The following is a 14733-nucleotide window of genomic DNA, read 5'->3' on the forward strand; positions in this document are numbered from 1 at the left end:
TCAACTGGCGGCGAGCAGGCGTTGGAGCGCCGGGCCTTCCGGCAGGCACTGCGCTTGGTCCGCCCGTTGGAAGCGCGCGCAGTCCCAGTAGGCACCTTCGCTGCCGCCGCGGCGCACGTAGAGGAAGCCGACGTCCTGCGCTATCCGCCCGGCGACGCGGCAATCTGCGGAACGCCCGCAAAGCGAGAGCGCCTTGAGCGCGAACGTTCCGGTGGCAGCCTGGGGGTCGAGGACAAAGTCCAGCGCAGCCGGGATTGCAAGCGGCAGCGGCAGCGGCCGCGCAAGGGCCGGCAGGAGGCCGATATCGGCCGGACGTTCCGCGGCAGGTGCGGGTGACCCCGAAGCCGCGGCCATGGCAGGGATGCGCGGCTCGATTGTTGCTGGAGGCGTACGGCGCATGGCGGCGGGAGAGCCCCAGTAGCCCGGCCACCGATAGAACAGATGGACGCCTTGGCGGGCCAGCTTGACCATTCCATCGCGCCAACGAGGCACCACGTAGTCCGCGTGGTAGTGCGTCGCGAGGCCGACGTGCGGCTCGACGGCACCCGTCAGGGCTGCCTGTGCGATGGCGCGCGCGCGAACGAGGGCGGCGGGCGGCGGAATGCGGCCAAGCGCGCCGTCGCAGGTGAAGGTGAACTGGCAACCCGTCTTCCGCTCCGATCCCTGGAAGACGACCGCACAGACACTGTCCGGAAACGCGGGATGGCGCACGCGGTTGAGCACGACCTGGACGACGGCGCGTTCGCCGGCGGGATCGTCGCCCGCTTCGTGGAACGCTGCCACAGCGAGGCAATCGCGGGCGCGGAGGCGGGATTCGTCGTCACCGGCAAAAGTGAAGGGCCGGGCTGCCAGCGGGGTCGGGTCCGCTATCGGCAGGCGGTCGTTGGATGTCCGCGCGTCCTCGGCGGAAGGTGCGGGCTGCGGCCTTGCATCCGGCGGCAGAGGCCGGGGCGCGCTGACGGCGGCATTCGTGATTGCCGGGCGGGGCATCGGTGCGGGCGAGAAGGGCGATCGAGCGATAGCGAGGATCGCGATGGCCAGCGCCGCCGCGATCGCCATCCTCCACGCCAGCGACCCGTTCTGCGTCGCCTTGCCGGGGATTGCCGAGGAGGTCACAGCGTATACCTGACGGACACCGACATGCGCCTGCGATCGAATTCGCGGCCTCCGGTGCCGTCGCTGCGGGTGCGCTGGAGCCCTGCCTGCGCCGCGAGCCGCAACTTGCGGCCAAGCAGCCAGTCGGCGCCCAGGCCGCCGGAAAGGTCGGTCTGGTTGCGCGCGGTGCTCGCATACTCGCTGACCGTGCGGTCGAGGCGCCCCCACAGGATCAGGTTGCGGCGAGCTTCATAGTCGAGACGAATGCCATAGCGGCTTTGCCGAATGCCGGCGACGCCGACGAGTGGCGAGCGCTGGATCGACCGGCGTGCTTCCAGCGCCCAGGTCATCAGACGGGTGGGGCTCCATTCCACGCCGGCGCTGAAGTCCAGTCCCTTGATACGCGGGAAGGCCGGGTCGTCGTAGCGTTGATCCTGGTAGCCGATCGCGGCGCGGCCACGGACCAGACGCGTGACCCCGAAACCAAGCCCGCCGCGCAGCGACCAGCCGCTGGAACTGCGGTCGAATGCGCCGGTATCGCCGGGGTAGCGGGCCTGATTGTAGCTGCCCTCGATGAAAGTAGCCACGCCGGGTGCGATGGCATAGCCCGCGCTGGCCCCGGCATTCCAGGTGCGATAGTCGCGGTCGCCAGGAGCGATCTGGGCGCCGCCCGCGCGATAGGCTGCGTAATGGTAGCCGTCGAGCCCGGCCCGAGCGCCCAGGATCAGGCGTCCTGCCGTGTGCTCGACATCAAGGCCGAGTTCCAGCGCGTTGTAGGCGATGCGCGGGCCGCGCAAGGTGGTGTCGCCGATCGAGCCGCGCGGTTCGAAGGCGCGGGAATATCCCGCCCTCACCGCAAGCCGTGTCAGGGTGCCGAGATCGAGGCGCCCGCCAAATCGTGCATCGTAGGTTTCGGTATCTTCGTTGGGCTGCGAAAACCCGCGGACCAGCGCCGCATCGCCATCCAGGGAGACGGCGTGGCGGCTCCAGGTGGAATGGGCCGAGAGGCGGGTGCTCAGGGTCGCGAGGGCATCCCCGGTCTTGTCGTTGCGGGCCGCATAGATGTTGTCGTCATAGGCGATGCGAGCTTCGGTCGAGACCAGTGCTTCGAAGCTGCCGAAGCGGACGGGCACCGGATCGAGTTCGGGGCGCGCTCGCTTCTGGACGGAGATCGCCGCGTCGCTTGCCGAGGCGTCCTGCGCCTGCGCGCCCTGCGCGGCGCAAGCGCCGATCAGGCCCAGAAGGCATGGCACCAGCGCCGGTTTCGATCCGGACCGACGCATTTCCTTTGCCGCTCTTCGCCTCAAGGTCGCCCGCGCTTCAAGATTCGTGCCCCCGTGAGGGTTAATGCCCTCTTGACGGTGTTTGCGGGCACGGCGCGCGCGCGGCAAATGAACGATTTGTCACGGCATTGGCGCGTCCTCCCCGGCGGGGAGGGGCGCGGGGGTCAGTCGGGCTTCCAGCCGATCTCGGCGGCAGCGGCGGACTTGGGGATGTCGGTCAGGGCTTCGTTGACGGTGATCGTCTCGCCCGGGGCGAGACGGTTCTTCGCGGGTACGACTTCCTTGGCATAGACCACGGTTTCACGCCGGTCGCGCAGCACCACCAGCAGCGAGGGCACCTTGCGGGTCTCGGCGCCGATGTTGGTGATCGTGCCGCTCACGCTGAAGAACTCGGTGCCGTCGGGCAGCGGCTTGCGATCCTGGCGGCCGCGCGGAAAGTCCAGCTTGAGGTCGGGCTGGGCCTGGCTGAACGTCGCGCGCGGGATCGGCAGCCAGTCGGGCAGCCCGCCCACGGCGACGGCGACGGCAAGGCCCAGCGTCGCGACGGCGAAGGCGATCGCGGCGAACGTGCCGATCCGCGACCAGTTGCGGCGCGGACGGAACGGGGGCGAAAAGTCGAAGCTCGATGGGCCTTCGTCGGAATAAGGCTTGATCGAGGTGTCGTCGTAGTAGACCGGACCGGGGCGCCGCGAGGGTGCCGGCGGCGGCATCGGTTCGGAGCGCGGGGCCTCGGCAGCCGGTTCCGGGGCGCGGGGAACCACGACGGCGGGGCGCGGCGCCGGTCGTGCTGCAGCCTGAGGGATCGGCTGGGAAACCGGCTCCGGAGCTGGCTGCACGGGCGCGGCATGTACCGGCGACGGGCTGACGGCCGCTTCGGCCTCGACCGGCGCGGCGAAAGCGCCTTCGGTTTCCAGTTCAGCTGGTTCCTGGAACCAGCTGTGCCGGCACTTGGCGCAGCGCACGGTCCGACCTTCCACGCCGATGGCGCTGTCGGGGACAGCGTAGCGCGTGGAACAGGCAGGGCAGGCGATGATCATGATCGCATTCATAAGCACGGCTTGCTCGCGCGCGACAAGCGCCTCGCCTGTGGGTTCGCGCCATGACGCTCTTTTTTCCACATGCATGGATGGCTATAGGCATGAAGGTCGCCCGTTCGGTCCGACTGTGCAACACGATCCTTGACGAGCATGACCAGCGACGGGGAAATCATCCACTTCGACAATGTCGGCCTTCGCTACGGCACCGATCGCGAGGTGCTGAGCGACCTGACGTTCACGCTCCATGCGGGGCGGTTCTATTTCCTCACCGGCGCGAGCGGCGCGGGCAAGACTTCGCTGCTGCGGCTGCTCTACCTTGCGCAGCGGCCCTCGCGCGGGGCGATCCGCATGTTCGGGACCGACGCCATCACTCTTCCGCGTGCCCGGCTCCCTGTGATGCGGCGGCGGATCGGCGTGGTGTTCCAGGACTTTCGCCTGATCGAGCACTTGTCCGCCTTCGACAACGTGGCGCTGCCGCTGCGCGTGGCGGGCCATGCCGAGAAGGACATCGCCGGGCCGGTGCGCGACATCCTCGAATGGGTGGGTCTGACCGACCGTATCGACGCCAGCCCCGCCACGCTTTCGGGCGGCGAGCAGCAGCGCGTTGCCATCGCCCGCGCCGTCATCGCCCGCCCCGCCATGCTGGTGGCGGACGAGCCTACCGGTAACGTCGATCCGGACATGGCTGCCAAGCTGATCCGCCTGTTCGAGATGCTCAACCGGCAGGGCACGACGGTGGTGGTCGCCACCCACGACCTCGACCTGCTGCGCAAGGTGCCCGACAGCCTCATCATGCGGCTGGACAAGGGGCGGCTTTCCGATCCCACCGGCGCGCTGCGCTATCCGCCAAGGAAGCTGACGTGAGGCGCTCGTCGGTTCTGGGTCGATGGTTCACCGCCGGAAGCCGGGTCGAGCTGATCCCGCAGGGACGCATGTCCGGGCCGATGCCCTGGGTCATCGCGATCATGGTGGCGATGACCGCTATCGCCCTCGCGGCCGGGCTGGCGCTTGGCAATGCGGTCTCGGCGGCAAAGGCCGAGATCGACGGCGGCGTCACCGTGCAGATCATCGAGCCGCGGGCTGACGTGCGTGAAGCGCAAGCCGCGCGCGCGGTCGAGGCGATCAAGACGATGCCCGGCGTCGCGGGGCTGCGGCAGGTTCCGCAGGCGGAATTGGACGCGCTGATCGAACCCTGGCTGGGCACCGGCATCGCGGCGGCGACCGGCTCGGCGATCCCAGTTCCGGCGCTCATCGACGTGCGCCTGAACGGCCCTGCGAGCGCGGCGCAACTGGCCGCGATCGCGAAGCGGGTGACGCCGGTGGCGCCGTCTGCCCGGATCGATGCGCAGTCGAACTGGCTGAGGCCGGTGTTCGACGCGATGGTGTCGCTGCAGGTCTTGGCGATGGTGATCGTCGCGCTGCTGGCGGGCGCGCTGGCGGCGGCGGTGCTGCTGGCGGCACGTTCGGCACTGGGCGCGAACCGCGACACGATCGAGATCGTCCACCTGCTCGGCGGCACCGACGCGCAAGTGGCGCGGGTGTTTCAGCGCTCGATCGGCTATGACGCAGCCGGCGGCGGCGCGGTGGGACTCGCTCTGGCGATGGTGGTGATCCTCACCCTCGGGCGACGGTTCGAGGGGCTGGGTGCGGGGCTGGTCGACAGCGGCGCGCTGGTGTGGAGCGACTGGCTGATCCTTGCGGTGGTGCCGGTGCTGGCGACGCTGCTCGCCATGCTGACGGCGCGGCTCACCGTGCTGCACGCCCTGCGAAAGATGCTGTAACCGGCGCAAACCCCTATATAGCTATTCATCTATGTTTCGTCGCTTCACCGCCTCTGTCGTGCTGCTCTGGGCCTTCGGGTTCCTGTGGTTCGCCGTTTCCCTGCCCGGGCCTTTGCCCGCGAGCGTGAAGACCGACGCGATCATCGTCCTCACCGGCAGCCAGGGCCGCATCGAGCATGCGGTCAAGGTGCTGGAGGCGGGCAAAGCGCCGGACATGCTCGTCTCCGGCGTCGATCGGGAGGTGCGTCCCCGCGAATTCGCGCACCAGTTCCGCGTACCCGCGCGCTTGATGCGCTGCTGCGTGACGCTGGGCTACCGGGCCTACGACACCCGCTCCAACGCGGTCGAGGCGGTGCAGTGGGTGACCGAACACAATGCCAAGTCCGTGCGCCTCGTCACGGCAGACTGGCACATGCGCCGCGCCGCACTGGAGATCGCGCGCGAATTTCCCGACGACGTGCGGCTGGAACTGGACGGCGTGCCCTCGCATCCCAGCCTGAGCACGCTGTTCCTCGAATATCACAAGCTGCTGGCCCGTGCCGCGCTCAACCTCTGGGAAGCCCTGCGATGAATTCCGAAAGGGCGAACCCGCTCGACGTTGTGCGTTCGCTGCTGTTCTATGTCGTGTTCTATCCTGGCACGATCGTGATGGTCACCGCATGTTTCGTGGGGTCGCTGTTCGGCGAGGAGCCGCTGCGCCGCGCCGTGCGCGGCTGGGGCCTGTTCCACCGTTGGTGCGCCCGCTGGCTGCTTGGCATCCGCCTTGTCATCGAAGGGGAACTGCCGAACGAGGGCGTGCTCGTCGCGATCAAGCACGAGAGCTTCTACGAGGCGATCGACCTGCCCGCGCAGATGCAGCGTCCGGCCCCTTTCCCCAAGGCGGAACTGGCTGAAATTCCCGGCTGGGGATGGGCCTTGCGCCGCTATGGCGCGGTCGTGGTGGAGCGTGGCGAGGGCGCCAAGGCTCTCCGCACCATGGTGTCGAGCGCGCGTGGTCTCGCCGCGCAGGGCCGGCCGCTGGCGATCTTCCCCGAAGGCACGCGGGTGAAGACGGGAGAGCGGCCGCCGCTGCAGTCGGGCTTCGCGGGTCTCTACAAGCTGCTGGGGCTGCCGGTGGTGCCGGTGGCTGTCGACAGCGGGCGGCTTTACCACCGCCGCTGGAAGAAGCCGGGGACCATCACCCTGCGCGTCGGCGAACGCATCGCCCCCGGCCTCCCGCGAGACGAGGTCGAGGCGCGCGTCCACGCCGCGATCAATGCGCTGAATATCTAGCGCGCCGCGCTGACCCGGACGGTCTGCGAGAGCATTTCCACCTCGCCGAAGCTGGAGAGGAACGAGACGTCCGCCGCGTCGCGCCCGACGCCGATCTTGGCGACGCGGTCGGGCGTGGTCATCCCGGTGGCATCGACGAGATGCCAGGCGCCGTCGAGGAAGACTTCGGCGATGGCGTGGAAATCCTGCGGCTCGACGCCGATGCCGTAGGCACTTGCAAAGCGGGCCGGGATGGCACTGGCGCGGACCAACGCGATCATCAGGTGCGCGTAGTCGCGGCAGACACCCTTGCGGCTCTGGAACGTGTCGGCGGCAGTGGTGAAGGCGTCGCTGGAGCCCGGTTCGTAAGTCAGCGTGCCCGCGATCCAGTCGCGGATCGCGCCGACGCGCGCGCCGCCCTGCAATCCGGCGAACTCGCTCTCCACGAAGTCGTGGAACGTGTCGGAGGTGCAGTAGCGCGAGGGCATCAGGTAATCGACCGTCTCGCCCGGCAGCCTGTGCGGGGGCACGGCCGGGAGCCCGTCCACGGGGGCGAGAAAGCGATCGACCTCTACCGTGGCCTCGTAGCGGACCGTCAGCGGCGCGGAGATGCGCAGCCAGATGCGTTCGCCGATGCAGGCCTGCGCGGGAACGCGGGCGAAATGTTCGAGCGGCGGCAGCTCGATGTGAGCGTGCAGAACGCGCTGCTCGGGGATGATCGCCGCCTCGATCTGGAGCAGGACGTCGACGGGGCCGGGCACGGCGTATTCAAGCATGGTTTGGATGGATAGCTGCATGGCGTCGGGCTCTCGAGCAGGAGGTTCGCCCGCTCAAAGCACGAGATGCCCGGTAGCTCCAAGCCCCGATAAACAAAGTGGCCGTCATCCCCGCCTTCGCTGGGATGACGTGCTTTACCGGCCCTCGTGATCCCCGCGGCCGAAGTCCGGCCGCGCGTCGTCCTGGCCTTCCTCGATGATCGAGCGGCGGATCGCGCGCGTGCGAGCGAAGGTATCGAACAACTGCTCGCCGTCGCCGACGCGGATCGCGCGCTGGAGGGCGGTCAGGTCCTCGGTGAAGCGCTGGAGCATCGTCAGCACCGCGTCCTTGTTGGACAGGAATACGTCGCGCCACATCGTCGGGTCGGAAGCGGCGATGCGGGTGAAGTCGCGGAAGCCGCCGGCCGAATACTTGATGACCTCGCTCTGCGTCACGTCTTCCAGATCGGAGGCCGTGCCGACGATGGTGTAGGCGATGAGGTGCGGCAAGTGGCTGGTGACTGCGAGCACGAGATCGTGGTGCTCGGGCGTCATGATCTCGACGTTGGCGCCCAGCGCTTCCCAGAAGCCGACGAGCTGCGACAACCGCACCATGTCCACCTTGGCAGGCGGGGTGACGATACACCAGCGGTTGCGGAACAAGTGCGCGAAGCCTGCGTCCGGCCCCGAGTTCTCGGTGCCGGCGACGGGGTGCGCGGGGATGACGACGTGGTCGGGCAGGGCCTCGCCCAGCGCCTTGGCGATGGCCTGCTTGGACGAGCCGACGTCGCTGACCAGTGCGGTCGCGGGCAGGGCGCCGCGCACCTGCTCGGCGGCGATGCCCATCGCGCCTGGCGGCACGCAGAAGATCACGAGATCAGCCTCGCGCACCGCTTCGCTGACGGTGGCGCAGACCTTGTCGACGAGGCCGCGCTCGGCGGCGCGGGCGCGGTGCTCGGGGCTGAGGTCGAAGCCGGTGGTGCGTGCCTCGGGCAGGAATTCGCGTACGGCGAGGCCGATCGAGCCGCCCTGCAGGCCCAAGCCGATGATGGCGATGCTGGCAAAGGTCACTTCGCGGCTTCCGCCATTTCGCGCAGGGCATCGGCGATCGCGTCCATGTCCGCGCTCTTGCCGATGGTGATGCGCAGCGCCTGCGGCAGACCTTGTCCAGGCAGCCAGCGGACGATGTAGCCGCGATCCGCGAGGCCATCGAACGCCGCTTCGGCGGTGAGGGCGCCTTCGAACAGGGTCAGCACGAAGTTCGCCTGGCTGGGCAGCGGGCGCAGGCCGTGGTTGCCGAGCGCCTCCAGCTTCGCGACGAAACGGGCGCGTTCGTCGCGGTTGTGGAGGCGGCTGGCTTCGACGAACGCGGCGTCGGCCAGCGCCGCCTCGGCCATCGCCTGCCCGGTGGAGGAGACGTTGAACGGCCCGCGAATGCGGTTGAGCGTGGCGATGATACCCGGCGCGCCGGTGCCCCAGCCGATGCGCTCTCCCGCAAGGCCGAAGATCTTGGAGAACGTGCGCGTCACCAGCACGTTGTCATGCACGGCGGCCAGCGCCAGCGCGCCGTCCTCGTCCTCGGGCGCGACATATTCGCCGTAAGCCTGGTCGAGCACCAGCAGCACGTCGGAGGGAAGGGCAGCGTGCAGGCGCGCGATCTCGCCCTTGGGCAGGTACGAGCCGGTCGGGTTGTTGGGGTTGGCGACGAAGACCACGCGGGTCCGCTCCGTCACCAGCGCCAGCAGCGCATCGACGTCGGTGCCGTAGTCGAGATCGGGCGCGACCACGGGCGTCGCGCCGCAGCGGCGGGCGGCGATGTCGTAGACCGAGAAGCCGTAGCGCACGTAGATCACCTCGTCGCCGAGGCCCGCATAGCCCTGCGCCGCAAGGTTGAGCAGTTCGTCCGAGCCCGTGCCCATCACCACGCGCGCCGGATCGATGCCGTGGCGCGCGCCGATCGCGGTGCGCAAGGCGGTGCTGTCGGGGTCCGGATAGAGCGCGGGCGCGGCGGCCTTCGCGGCCAGCGCGGCCTCGCTGGTGCCCAGCGGGTTCTCGTTGGCGGAGAGCTTGATGAGCGGGCGGCCGTCCTTGCCTTTCGACTTGCCGGGCACATAGGCGTGGATCGCCTCGATCCAGGGCTTGGGAGTCGGGGCTTTCGGAGTGGTGATCGTTTCGCTCATGACGGCCGGCCCCATAACGCACCATGGCGGCTAATGACAGAGCCCGATTGAGCCTCTATTGGGGCTCGGATCATGGCAACCGTGCTCAATCCCCCCATCGAGAACCGCCACCTCGACCTCGACATGCCGCTGCTGCTCGATGGCGGGCAGATGCTGCCCTGCGCGCGCATCGCCTACGAGACCTGCGGCACGCTGAATGCGGCCAAGGACAATGCGATCCTGATCTGCCACGCGCTGACCGGCGACCAGCATGTCGTGTCGAACCACCCCAAGACCGGCAAGCCCGGCTGGTGGGTGCGCATGGTCGGCCCCGGCAAGCCGATCGACACCGACCGTTTCTTCGTGATCTGCGCCAATGTGATCGGCTCGTGCATGGGTTCGACCGGCCCGGCCAGTGACGGCCCGGACGGTACGCCCTGGGGCATGCGCTTCCCGGTCATCACCATCCGCGATATGGTACGGGGGCACATCGCTGTGCTCGATTCTCTGGGGATCGACAGCCTTCACGCGCTTGTCGGCGGATCGATGGGCGGGATGCAGGTGCTCAGCCTTGCCGCCAACTTCCCGGAGCGTACGCGCGCGGTGCTGGTGCTGGCCTCGACTGCGCGGCATTCGGCCCAGAACATCGCATTCCACGAAGTCGGGCGTCAGGCGATCATGGCCGACCCCGAATGGCGCGAGGGCGATTACTACGCCTTCGGGAAGGGGCCGGAGAAGGGACTCTCCGTCGCTCGCATGGCCGCGCACATCACGTATCTGTCGGAAGCGGGCCTGACCGAGAAGTTCGGCCGCCGCCTGCAGAACCGCGAGGAGAAGACTTTTGGCTTCGACGCGGATTTCCAGATCGAATCGTACCTGCGCTATCAGGGGCTGTCGTTCACCGACCGCTTCGATGCGAACTCATACCTCTACATCACCCGCGCGATGGACTATTTCGACCTCGCCGAAGAGCACGGCGGCATGCTGGCCAATGCCTTCGCGAAGTCGAAAGCGCGGTATTGCCTCGTCAGCTTCGATACCGACTGGCTCTATCCCACGGCGGAATCGCGCAATGTCGTTCACGCGCTCAACGCAGCGGGCCTGCCGGTGAGCTTCGTGGAGCTTTCCGCACCGTTCGGGCATGACTCGTTCCTGCTCGACGTGCCCGCGCTCGACCGCGTGGTGCAGGGGTTCATCGGATGATCGTTCTTTCCGACGACAAGACCCGCCTCGACGTGGCGCGCGTGCATGGCTGGCTCGCCTCCAGCTACTGGACGCCCGGCATCGCGATCGAACAGGTCGAGCGCCAGATCGCGGGCTCGCACTGTCTCGGGGCCTATCACCCCGAACACGGGCAAGTGGGTTTCGCCCGCATGATCACGGATTACGCCAGCTTCTCCTGGCTCGCCGACGTCTGGGTGGATGAGCCTGCACGTGGGGCGGGCCTCGGCCGACGCATGGTGCAGTGGTTCCTCGACCATCCGGACTATCAGACGGTGCGCCGTTTCGCGCTGACCACCGCCGACGCGCACGGTGTCTACGCCGCGCTCGGCTTCAATCCGCTGATGCGGCCCGAGCGGCTGATGGAGCGTCTCTCGGCCGCCTTCGCCGCGCAGTTGCAGGTGGCGTCATGACCCCCGCGATGAAGACCGGCCTGCGCCCGGACCTTGCGATCATCGCCGAGAACGTCGCGCTGGATTCCAGCGTGCTCGACGTCGGCTGCGGCGACGGCACCTTGATGCAGGCCCTGCGCGACGGTTCAGGCTGCGCCACGCGCGGTATGGAGATCGACGCGCTGAACGTAGGCGCCTGCGTGGCCAAGGGCCTCTCGGTGATCCAGGGCGATGCCGACAAGGACCTTGCGTTCTATCCCGACAAGTCGGTGGACTACGCGATCCTGTCGCAGACGCTGCAGACGACGATGCGGCCGGACATGGTGCTGGAGGAACTGCTGCGCATCGGCCGCAAGGCCTTCGTCAGCTTCCCGAACTTCGCGCACTGGCGGGTCCGCACCTCGCTGCTGTGGAATGGCCGCATGCCGGTGACGCGCCTGCTGCCGATCGCCTGGTACGAGACGCCCAACATCCACCACCTGACGGTGAACGATTTCCGCGCGCTGCTGCAGGAACGCGGGATCACGGTGGAGGGACGCTGGTTCCTTTCAGGCGATACCCAGTGCAGCGCGGCGGCGGCGAACTTCCGCGCCGAGCACGCGGTGTTCCTGCTCTCGCGCGGGGGCTGAGCCGCGAGGGTTGCCTTGCTGGGCGAGGCATGATTCTCTCTCGGAACCGGCGGGCCGGGTTGCCCGCGCTCTTCCGGGAGACGATCCTTGCGAATTGACGCTTCGAAAGCCGTCGGAGCCTATGCTGCAGTGATGACGCTGGCGGCGGTGTGGCTCGGCCTCACCGCCGTTTCGGCGCCTGCCACCAAATTCGACACCATCGACGTCCAGCGCATCAACGTGCGCGAACCCGACGGCACCTTGCGCATGACGATCTCCGGCAAGGCCCGCATTCCCGGCCTGATCCTTGGCGGGGTCGAGCATCCCCACCCGAACCGGCAGGAAGCGGGGATGATCTTCTTCAACGATCAGGGCGACGAGAATGGCGGCCTCGTTTTCGACGGCGGGATGAAGAACGGCGTGCCGACCAACGGCGGCAGCCTGACCTTCGATCGCTACCACCAGGACCAGACGCTGCAGATGGTGAGCACCGAGGACGGCAAGGCGCGCCGTGTCGGCGTCATCGTCACCGACCGCCCGGACAGGCTTATGGACGTGGCGGCGGGGCGCCGCCTGCGCGACATGGCGCCGGGACCGGAGCGTGACCGGCTGCTGACCGAGGCAGGCTTCGAGTCGGCCCGGCGCATCTGGCTCGGCCGCGATGCCAAGGGAGAGGCATCGCTGGTGCTGAGCGATGCCGAAGGCCGCCCGCGCCTGACACTGGGCGTGGGTGCAGACGGGACGCCGGGGGTGAGGCTGCTCGATCCCGCAGGCAACGTCACCCGCGAGATCAAGTGAGCGTCAGTGCGGCCGCGCTTTCAGCAGCGCCAGCCCAAAGCCGATGAAGAACACGCCGGTCACCCGGTTGAACGCCTGCTTGATTGCGGGGCGCGTGAGGTAGCCCGCCAGCGAACGGCCGCCCAGCGCATAGGCGCAGTACCACCCGGTTTCGATGACGGCGAACGTGCTGAGCAGGATTGCGAACTGCGGCACTTTGGGCAGCGTGGGGTCGATGAACTGCGGGAAGAAGGCTGCCGCGAAGAGGATCGCCTTGGGATTGCTGATGGCGATCGTGAAGCCGCCCCGGAACACCGCAAGGCTCGAAGGAGCGGGCGGCAGTTCGCCCTCGGTGGGGTCGAGCGGTGCCACGGGCGAGCGCCAGGACTTCACCCCGAGGTACACCAGATAGGCCACACCGGCATAGCGCAGCACTTCGAACGAACCCGGGAGCGCCAGCAGCAGCGTCGTCAGTCCGGCGGCGGAGGAACCCATCAGCAGGAAGATCGCGCAGAGGCACCCCGCCATCGCGATCGTGCTGCGCCGCGCGCCCATCTCGACGCTGCGCGACAGGACGTGGAGCATGTTCGGCCCCGGCGTACCGGAAACCACGAAGACGGCGGCGACGAAAAGCCACCAGGTATGAAGCGTCACGGTGCGCAGGTCCTTGCACGGGATTGAAGAAGGCGCGGCTTATGCCCGAGGTGCGGACAAGGCAACACCAGTGGCACAAGCTGCAAGATAATCGCTGCCCTTTCGCTTGACCGGAGCCTGCCCGGCTGCGAGGTGCGCCGCCTTCTGCCGGGCGCCTCGCCGCGCCCGCAGCTGACAGACCGGCCAAGGGCGCAGCATCGCCCCCTCCATGCCGAGCCGGTCGTCCATCCCGTGGAGACGATTCCCGACCAGGCCGACGGCCGCGTATCCCATTCGTATTCGGGAGGGCGTCCGGCGACCGTGACCCGAATCGACGAGTATGACATGACCCTGAAGACCACTCCCGCCGCGCACGCGGTGCAGCTTATCGACGCCGTGTTTCCCGGCGACACCAACCACCATGGCACCCTGTTCGGCGGCGTCGCGCTGGCGCACATGGACAAGATCGCCTTCCTCGTCGCCGCCCGCCATGCCCGCGCGCCTTTCGTCACCGCGCGGACCGAGCGCATCGACTTCGAGAACCCCGGCCGCATCGGTGACCTGATCGAGGCGACCGGCCTGATCACCCGCGTCGGCACCCGATCGGTCGATGTCGAAGTGGAACTGGTCGCCGAAAACCCGCTCACCGGCGAGCGCCGCCTTTGCACGCGCGGCCTTTTCGTCCTCGTCGCGCCCAAGGGACCGGATACGAAGCTCCCGTTCCCGCCGCTGCCCGAGCCCGCGCCTTCGGTCGAGACCGGGCGGCTGCACATGGTCGACATGGTGTTCCCGGCGCAGACCAACCACTACGGCTCGCTGTTCGGAGGAGACGCGCTCAAGATGATGGGACGCGCCGCCTTCATCGCGTCGAGCCGCCACATGCGCCGCCCGATGATCATGGGTACGTCCGACCGCATCGACTTCAAATCCCCCATCCGCGAGGGCGAGATGATCGAGCTGATCTCCGAGGTCGTCATGGCAGGCCCCGATTCGGTGCTCATCCGCGTCGAACTCTGGGCCGAGAACCTGATGAACGGCGAACGCCGCCACTCGGCAACCTCGACCTTCACGATGGTCGTGGTGGAGCGGGCGGCGTGATCACCCTCTTCGACATGCTTCCAATTTTCGTCATCCCCGCGAAGGCGGGGACCCAACTGATGCCCGTGCAACATGAAGCATCGGGAGATGGGTTCTCGCCTTCGCGGGGATGACGGCGGCATAGTCGCAGGCGATCACACTTCAGCCCATGCTCAGCCCGGAATAGACGCCGAGCTTGTTGCCGTCGGGGTCGCGCAGGTAGGCCCCGAAGGCGCCGCGCGCCTGCGGCTTGGCCTCGGGGGCGCCTTCGTCGGTGCCGCCGTTGGCCAGGCCCGCCGCGTGCCAAGTCCTGACCGCATCCTGATCCGGCGCGTCGAACAGGATCGTGCCGCCATTGCCGTGCGTGCACGCCTCGCCGTCGCGCGCCGGGCCGAGCAGGAAGCGCACGCCGCCAAGGTCCCACATCACGATCGGGTACTGGTCCGGCGTCGAGCAGGGTGCGAGGCCCAGCGCACCGAAGGTCGCGTCATAGAACGCGCGGGTCCTGGCAAGGTCGTTCGACCCCAGGCGGATTGACTTGAGCAGCACGGTTTCCTCTCCCTTTCCCGTTTGCGGAGAGAGTGTCGGCGCGCAGGGCAGGGGTCAACGAGCGGAGGCGCAGGGGCGCGAGATATCGCGCAACGGATGGAGCGCGGACTTATCC

The 14733-nt window shown here is 68.3% G+C and carries 17 protein-coding genes; 9 read left to right on the top strand and 8 right to left on the bottom strand.

Translation table 11 applies throughout. The features are described from left to right. The 3 genes from BES08_RS16230 to BES08_RS16240 form a co-directional block, all read right to left on the bottom strand. On the bottom strand, positions 1-1116 hold the full coding sequence (locus BES08_RS16230; protein WP_231958057.1) for a cell wall hydrolase: 1116 nt from the start codon (positions 1114-1116) through the stop codon (positions 1-3). Beyond that, complete coding sequence (locus tag BES08_RS16235) at positions 1113-2378, bottom strand: outer membrane beta-barrel protein (protein ID WP_069708931.1); 1266 nt, start codon at positions 2376-2378, stop codon at positions 1113-1115. Before BES08_RS16235 ends, BES08_RS16230 begins: the two co-directional genes overlap by 4 nt. Before the next feature lie 164 nt (positions 2379-2542). Next, entirely contained in the window at positions 2543-3415 is an 873-nt protein-coding gene (locus tag BES08_RS16240; protein WP_069709307.1) for an MJ0042-type zinc finger domain-containing protein, read from the bottom strand. 150 nt (positions 3416-3565) lie between these two features. Here BES08_RS16240 and ftsE point away from each other — a divergent pair, with 150 nt between their 5' ends. From ftsE to BES08_RS16260, 4 genes are read left to right on the top strand one after another with little or no spacing between them, the layout of a single operon-like run. Then, positions 3566-4279 carry a cell division ATP-binding protein FtsE gene (gene ftsE / locus BES08_RS16245; protein ID WP_008829999.1) on the top strand — a complete coding sequence of 238 codons (714 nt, stop codon included), beginning with the start codon at positions 3566-3568 and terminating at the stop codon, positions 4277-4279. Continuing rightward, complete coding sequence (locus BES08_RS16250) at positions 4276-5196, top strand: cell division protein FtsX (RefSeq protein ID WP_036525963.1); 921 nt, start codon at positions 4276-4278, stop codon at positions 5194-5196. Before ftsE ends, BES08_RS16250 begins: the two co-directional genes overlap by 4 nt. A gap of 31 nt (positions 5197-5227) precedes the next feature. Continuing rightward, entirely contained in the window at positions 5228-5767 is a 540-nt protein-coding gene (locus BES08_RS16255; protein WP_008829997.1) for a YdcF family protein, read from the top strand. Then, a complete protein-coding gene (locus BES08_RS16260) occupies positions 5764-6468 on the top strand; it encodes a lysophospholipid acyltransferase family protein (RefSeq protein WP_008829996.1) in 705 nt (234 codons plus the stop codon). The genes BES08_RS16255 and BES08_RS16260 overlap by 4 nt, the downstream gene beginning before the upstream one ends. Here BES08_RS16260 and BES08_RS16265 read toward each other — a convergent pair. From BES08_RS16265 to hisC, 3 genes are all read right to left on the bottom strand, one after another. Then, on the bottom strand, positions 6465-7244 hold the full coding sequence (locus tag BES08_RS16265; RefSeq protein WP_069708932.1) for a transglutaminase-like domain-containing protein: 780 nt from the start codon (positions 7242-7244) through the stop codon (positions 6465-6467). The two genes, BES08_RS16260 and BES08_RS16265, sit on opposite strands and share 4 nt — an antisense overlap. A gap of 114 nt (positions 7245-7358) precedes the next feature. Continuing rightward, positions 7359-8273 carry a prephenate/arogenate dehydrogenase family protein gene (locus BES08_RS16270; protein ID WP_069708933.1) on the bottom strand — a complete coding sequence of 305 codons (915 nt, stop codon included), beginning with the start codon at positions 8271-8273 and terminating at the stop codon, positions 7359-7361. Next, positions 8270-9397, bottom strand: coding sequence for a histidinol-phosphate transaminase (hisC, locus tag BES08_RS16275; protein ID WP_083274716.1), 1128 nt, complete (start codon positions 9395-9397; stop codon positions 8270-8272). The genes BES08_RS16270 and hisC overlap by 4 nt, the downstream gene beginning before the upstream one ends. Before the next feature lie 57 nt (positions 9398-9454). Here hisC and metX point away from each other — a divergent pair, with 57 nt between their 5' ends. The 4 genes from metX (at position 9455) to BES08_RS16295 (ending at position 12380) form a co-directional block, all read left to right on the top strand. Continuing rightward, positions 9455-10564, top strand: coding sequence for a homoserine O-acetyltransferase MetX (gene metX / locus BES08_RS16280; RefSeq protein ID WP_008829992.1), 1110 nt, complete (start codon positions 9455-9457; stop codon positions 10562-10564). Next, positions 10561-10995, top strand: coding sequence for a GNAT family N-acetyltransferase (locus tag BES08_RS16285; RefSeq protein WP_069708934.1), 435 nt, complete (start codon positions 10561-10563; stop codon positions 10993-10995). The genes metX and BES08_RS16285 overlap by 4 nt, the downstream gene beginning before the upstream one ends. Beyond that, positions 10992-11603, top strand: a complete 612-nt coding sequence (metW, locus tag BES08_RS16290) for a methionine biosynthesis protein MetW (RefSeq protein ID WP_008829326.1) — start codon at positions 10992-10994, stop codon at positions 11601-11603. The genes BES08_RS16285 and metW overlap by 4 nt, the downstream gene beginning before the upstream one ends. Before the next feature lie 87 nt (positions 11604-11690). After that, positions 11691-12380, top strand: a complete 690-nt coding sequence (locus tag BES08_RS16295; RefSeq protein ID WP_083274717.1) for a hypothetical protein — start codon at positions 11691-11693, stop codon at positions 12378-12380. A gap of 3 nt (positions 12381-12383) precedes the next feature. Here the strand turns inward: BES08_RS16295 and BES08_RS16300 are convergent, their stop codons facing one another. Beyond that, positions 12384-13013 carry a LysE family translocator gene (locus BES08_RS16300; RefSeq protein ID WP_069708936.1) on the bottom strand — a complete coding sequence of 210 codons (630 nt, stop codon included), beginning with the start codon at positions 13011-13013 and terminating at the stop codon, positions 12384-12386. A 132-nt stretch (positions 13014-13145) separates the two neighbouring features. Between BES08_RS16300 and BES08_RS16305 the strand changes: the two genes are divergently transcribed. After that, positions 13146-14090, top strand: a complete 945-nt coding sequence (locus BES08_RS16305; protein ID WP_008829329.1) for an acyl-CoA thioesterase — start codon at positions 13146-13148, stop codon at positions 14088-14090. Between the two features lie 141 nt (positions 14091-14231). Here the strand turns inward: BES08_RS16305 and BES08_RS16310 are convergent, their stop codons facing one another. Beyond that, on the bottom strand, positions 14232-14618 hold the full coding sequence (locus tag BES08_RS16310) for a VOC family protein (protein ID WP_008829330.1): 387 nt from the start codon (positions 14616-14618) through the stop codon (positions 14232-14234). Positions 14619-14733 lie beyond the last annotated feature (115 nt).

It is taken from the genome of Novosphingobium resinovorum (assembly GCF_001742225.1).
Lineage (GTDB): Bacteria > Pseudomonadota > Alphaproteobacteria > Sphingomonadales > Sphingomonadaceae > Novosphingobium > Novosphingobium resinovorum_A.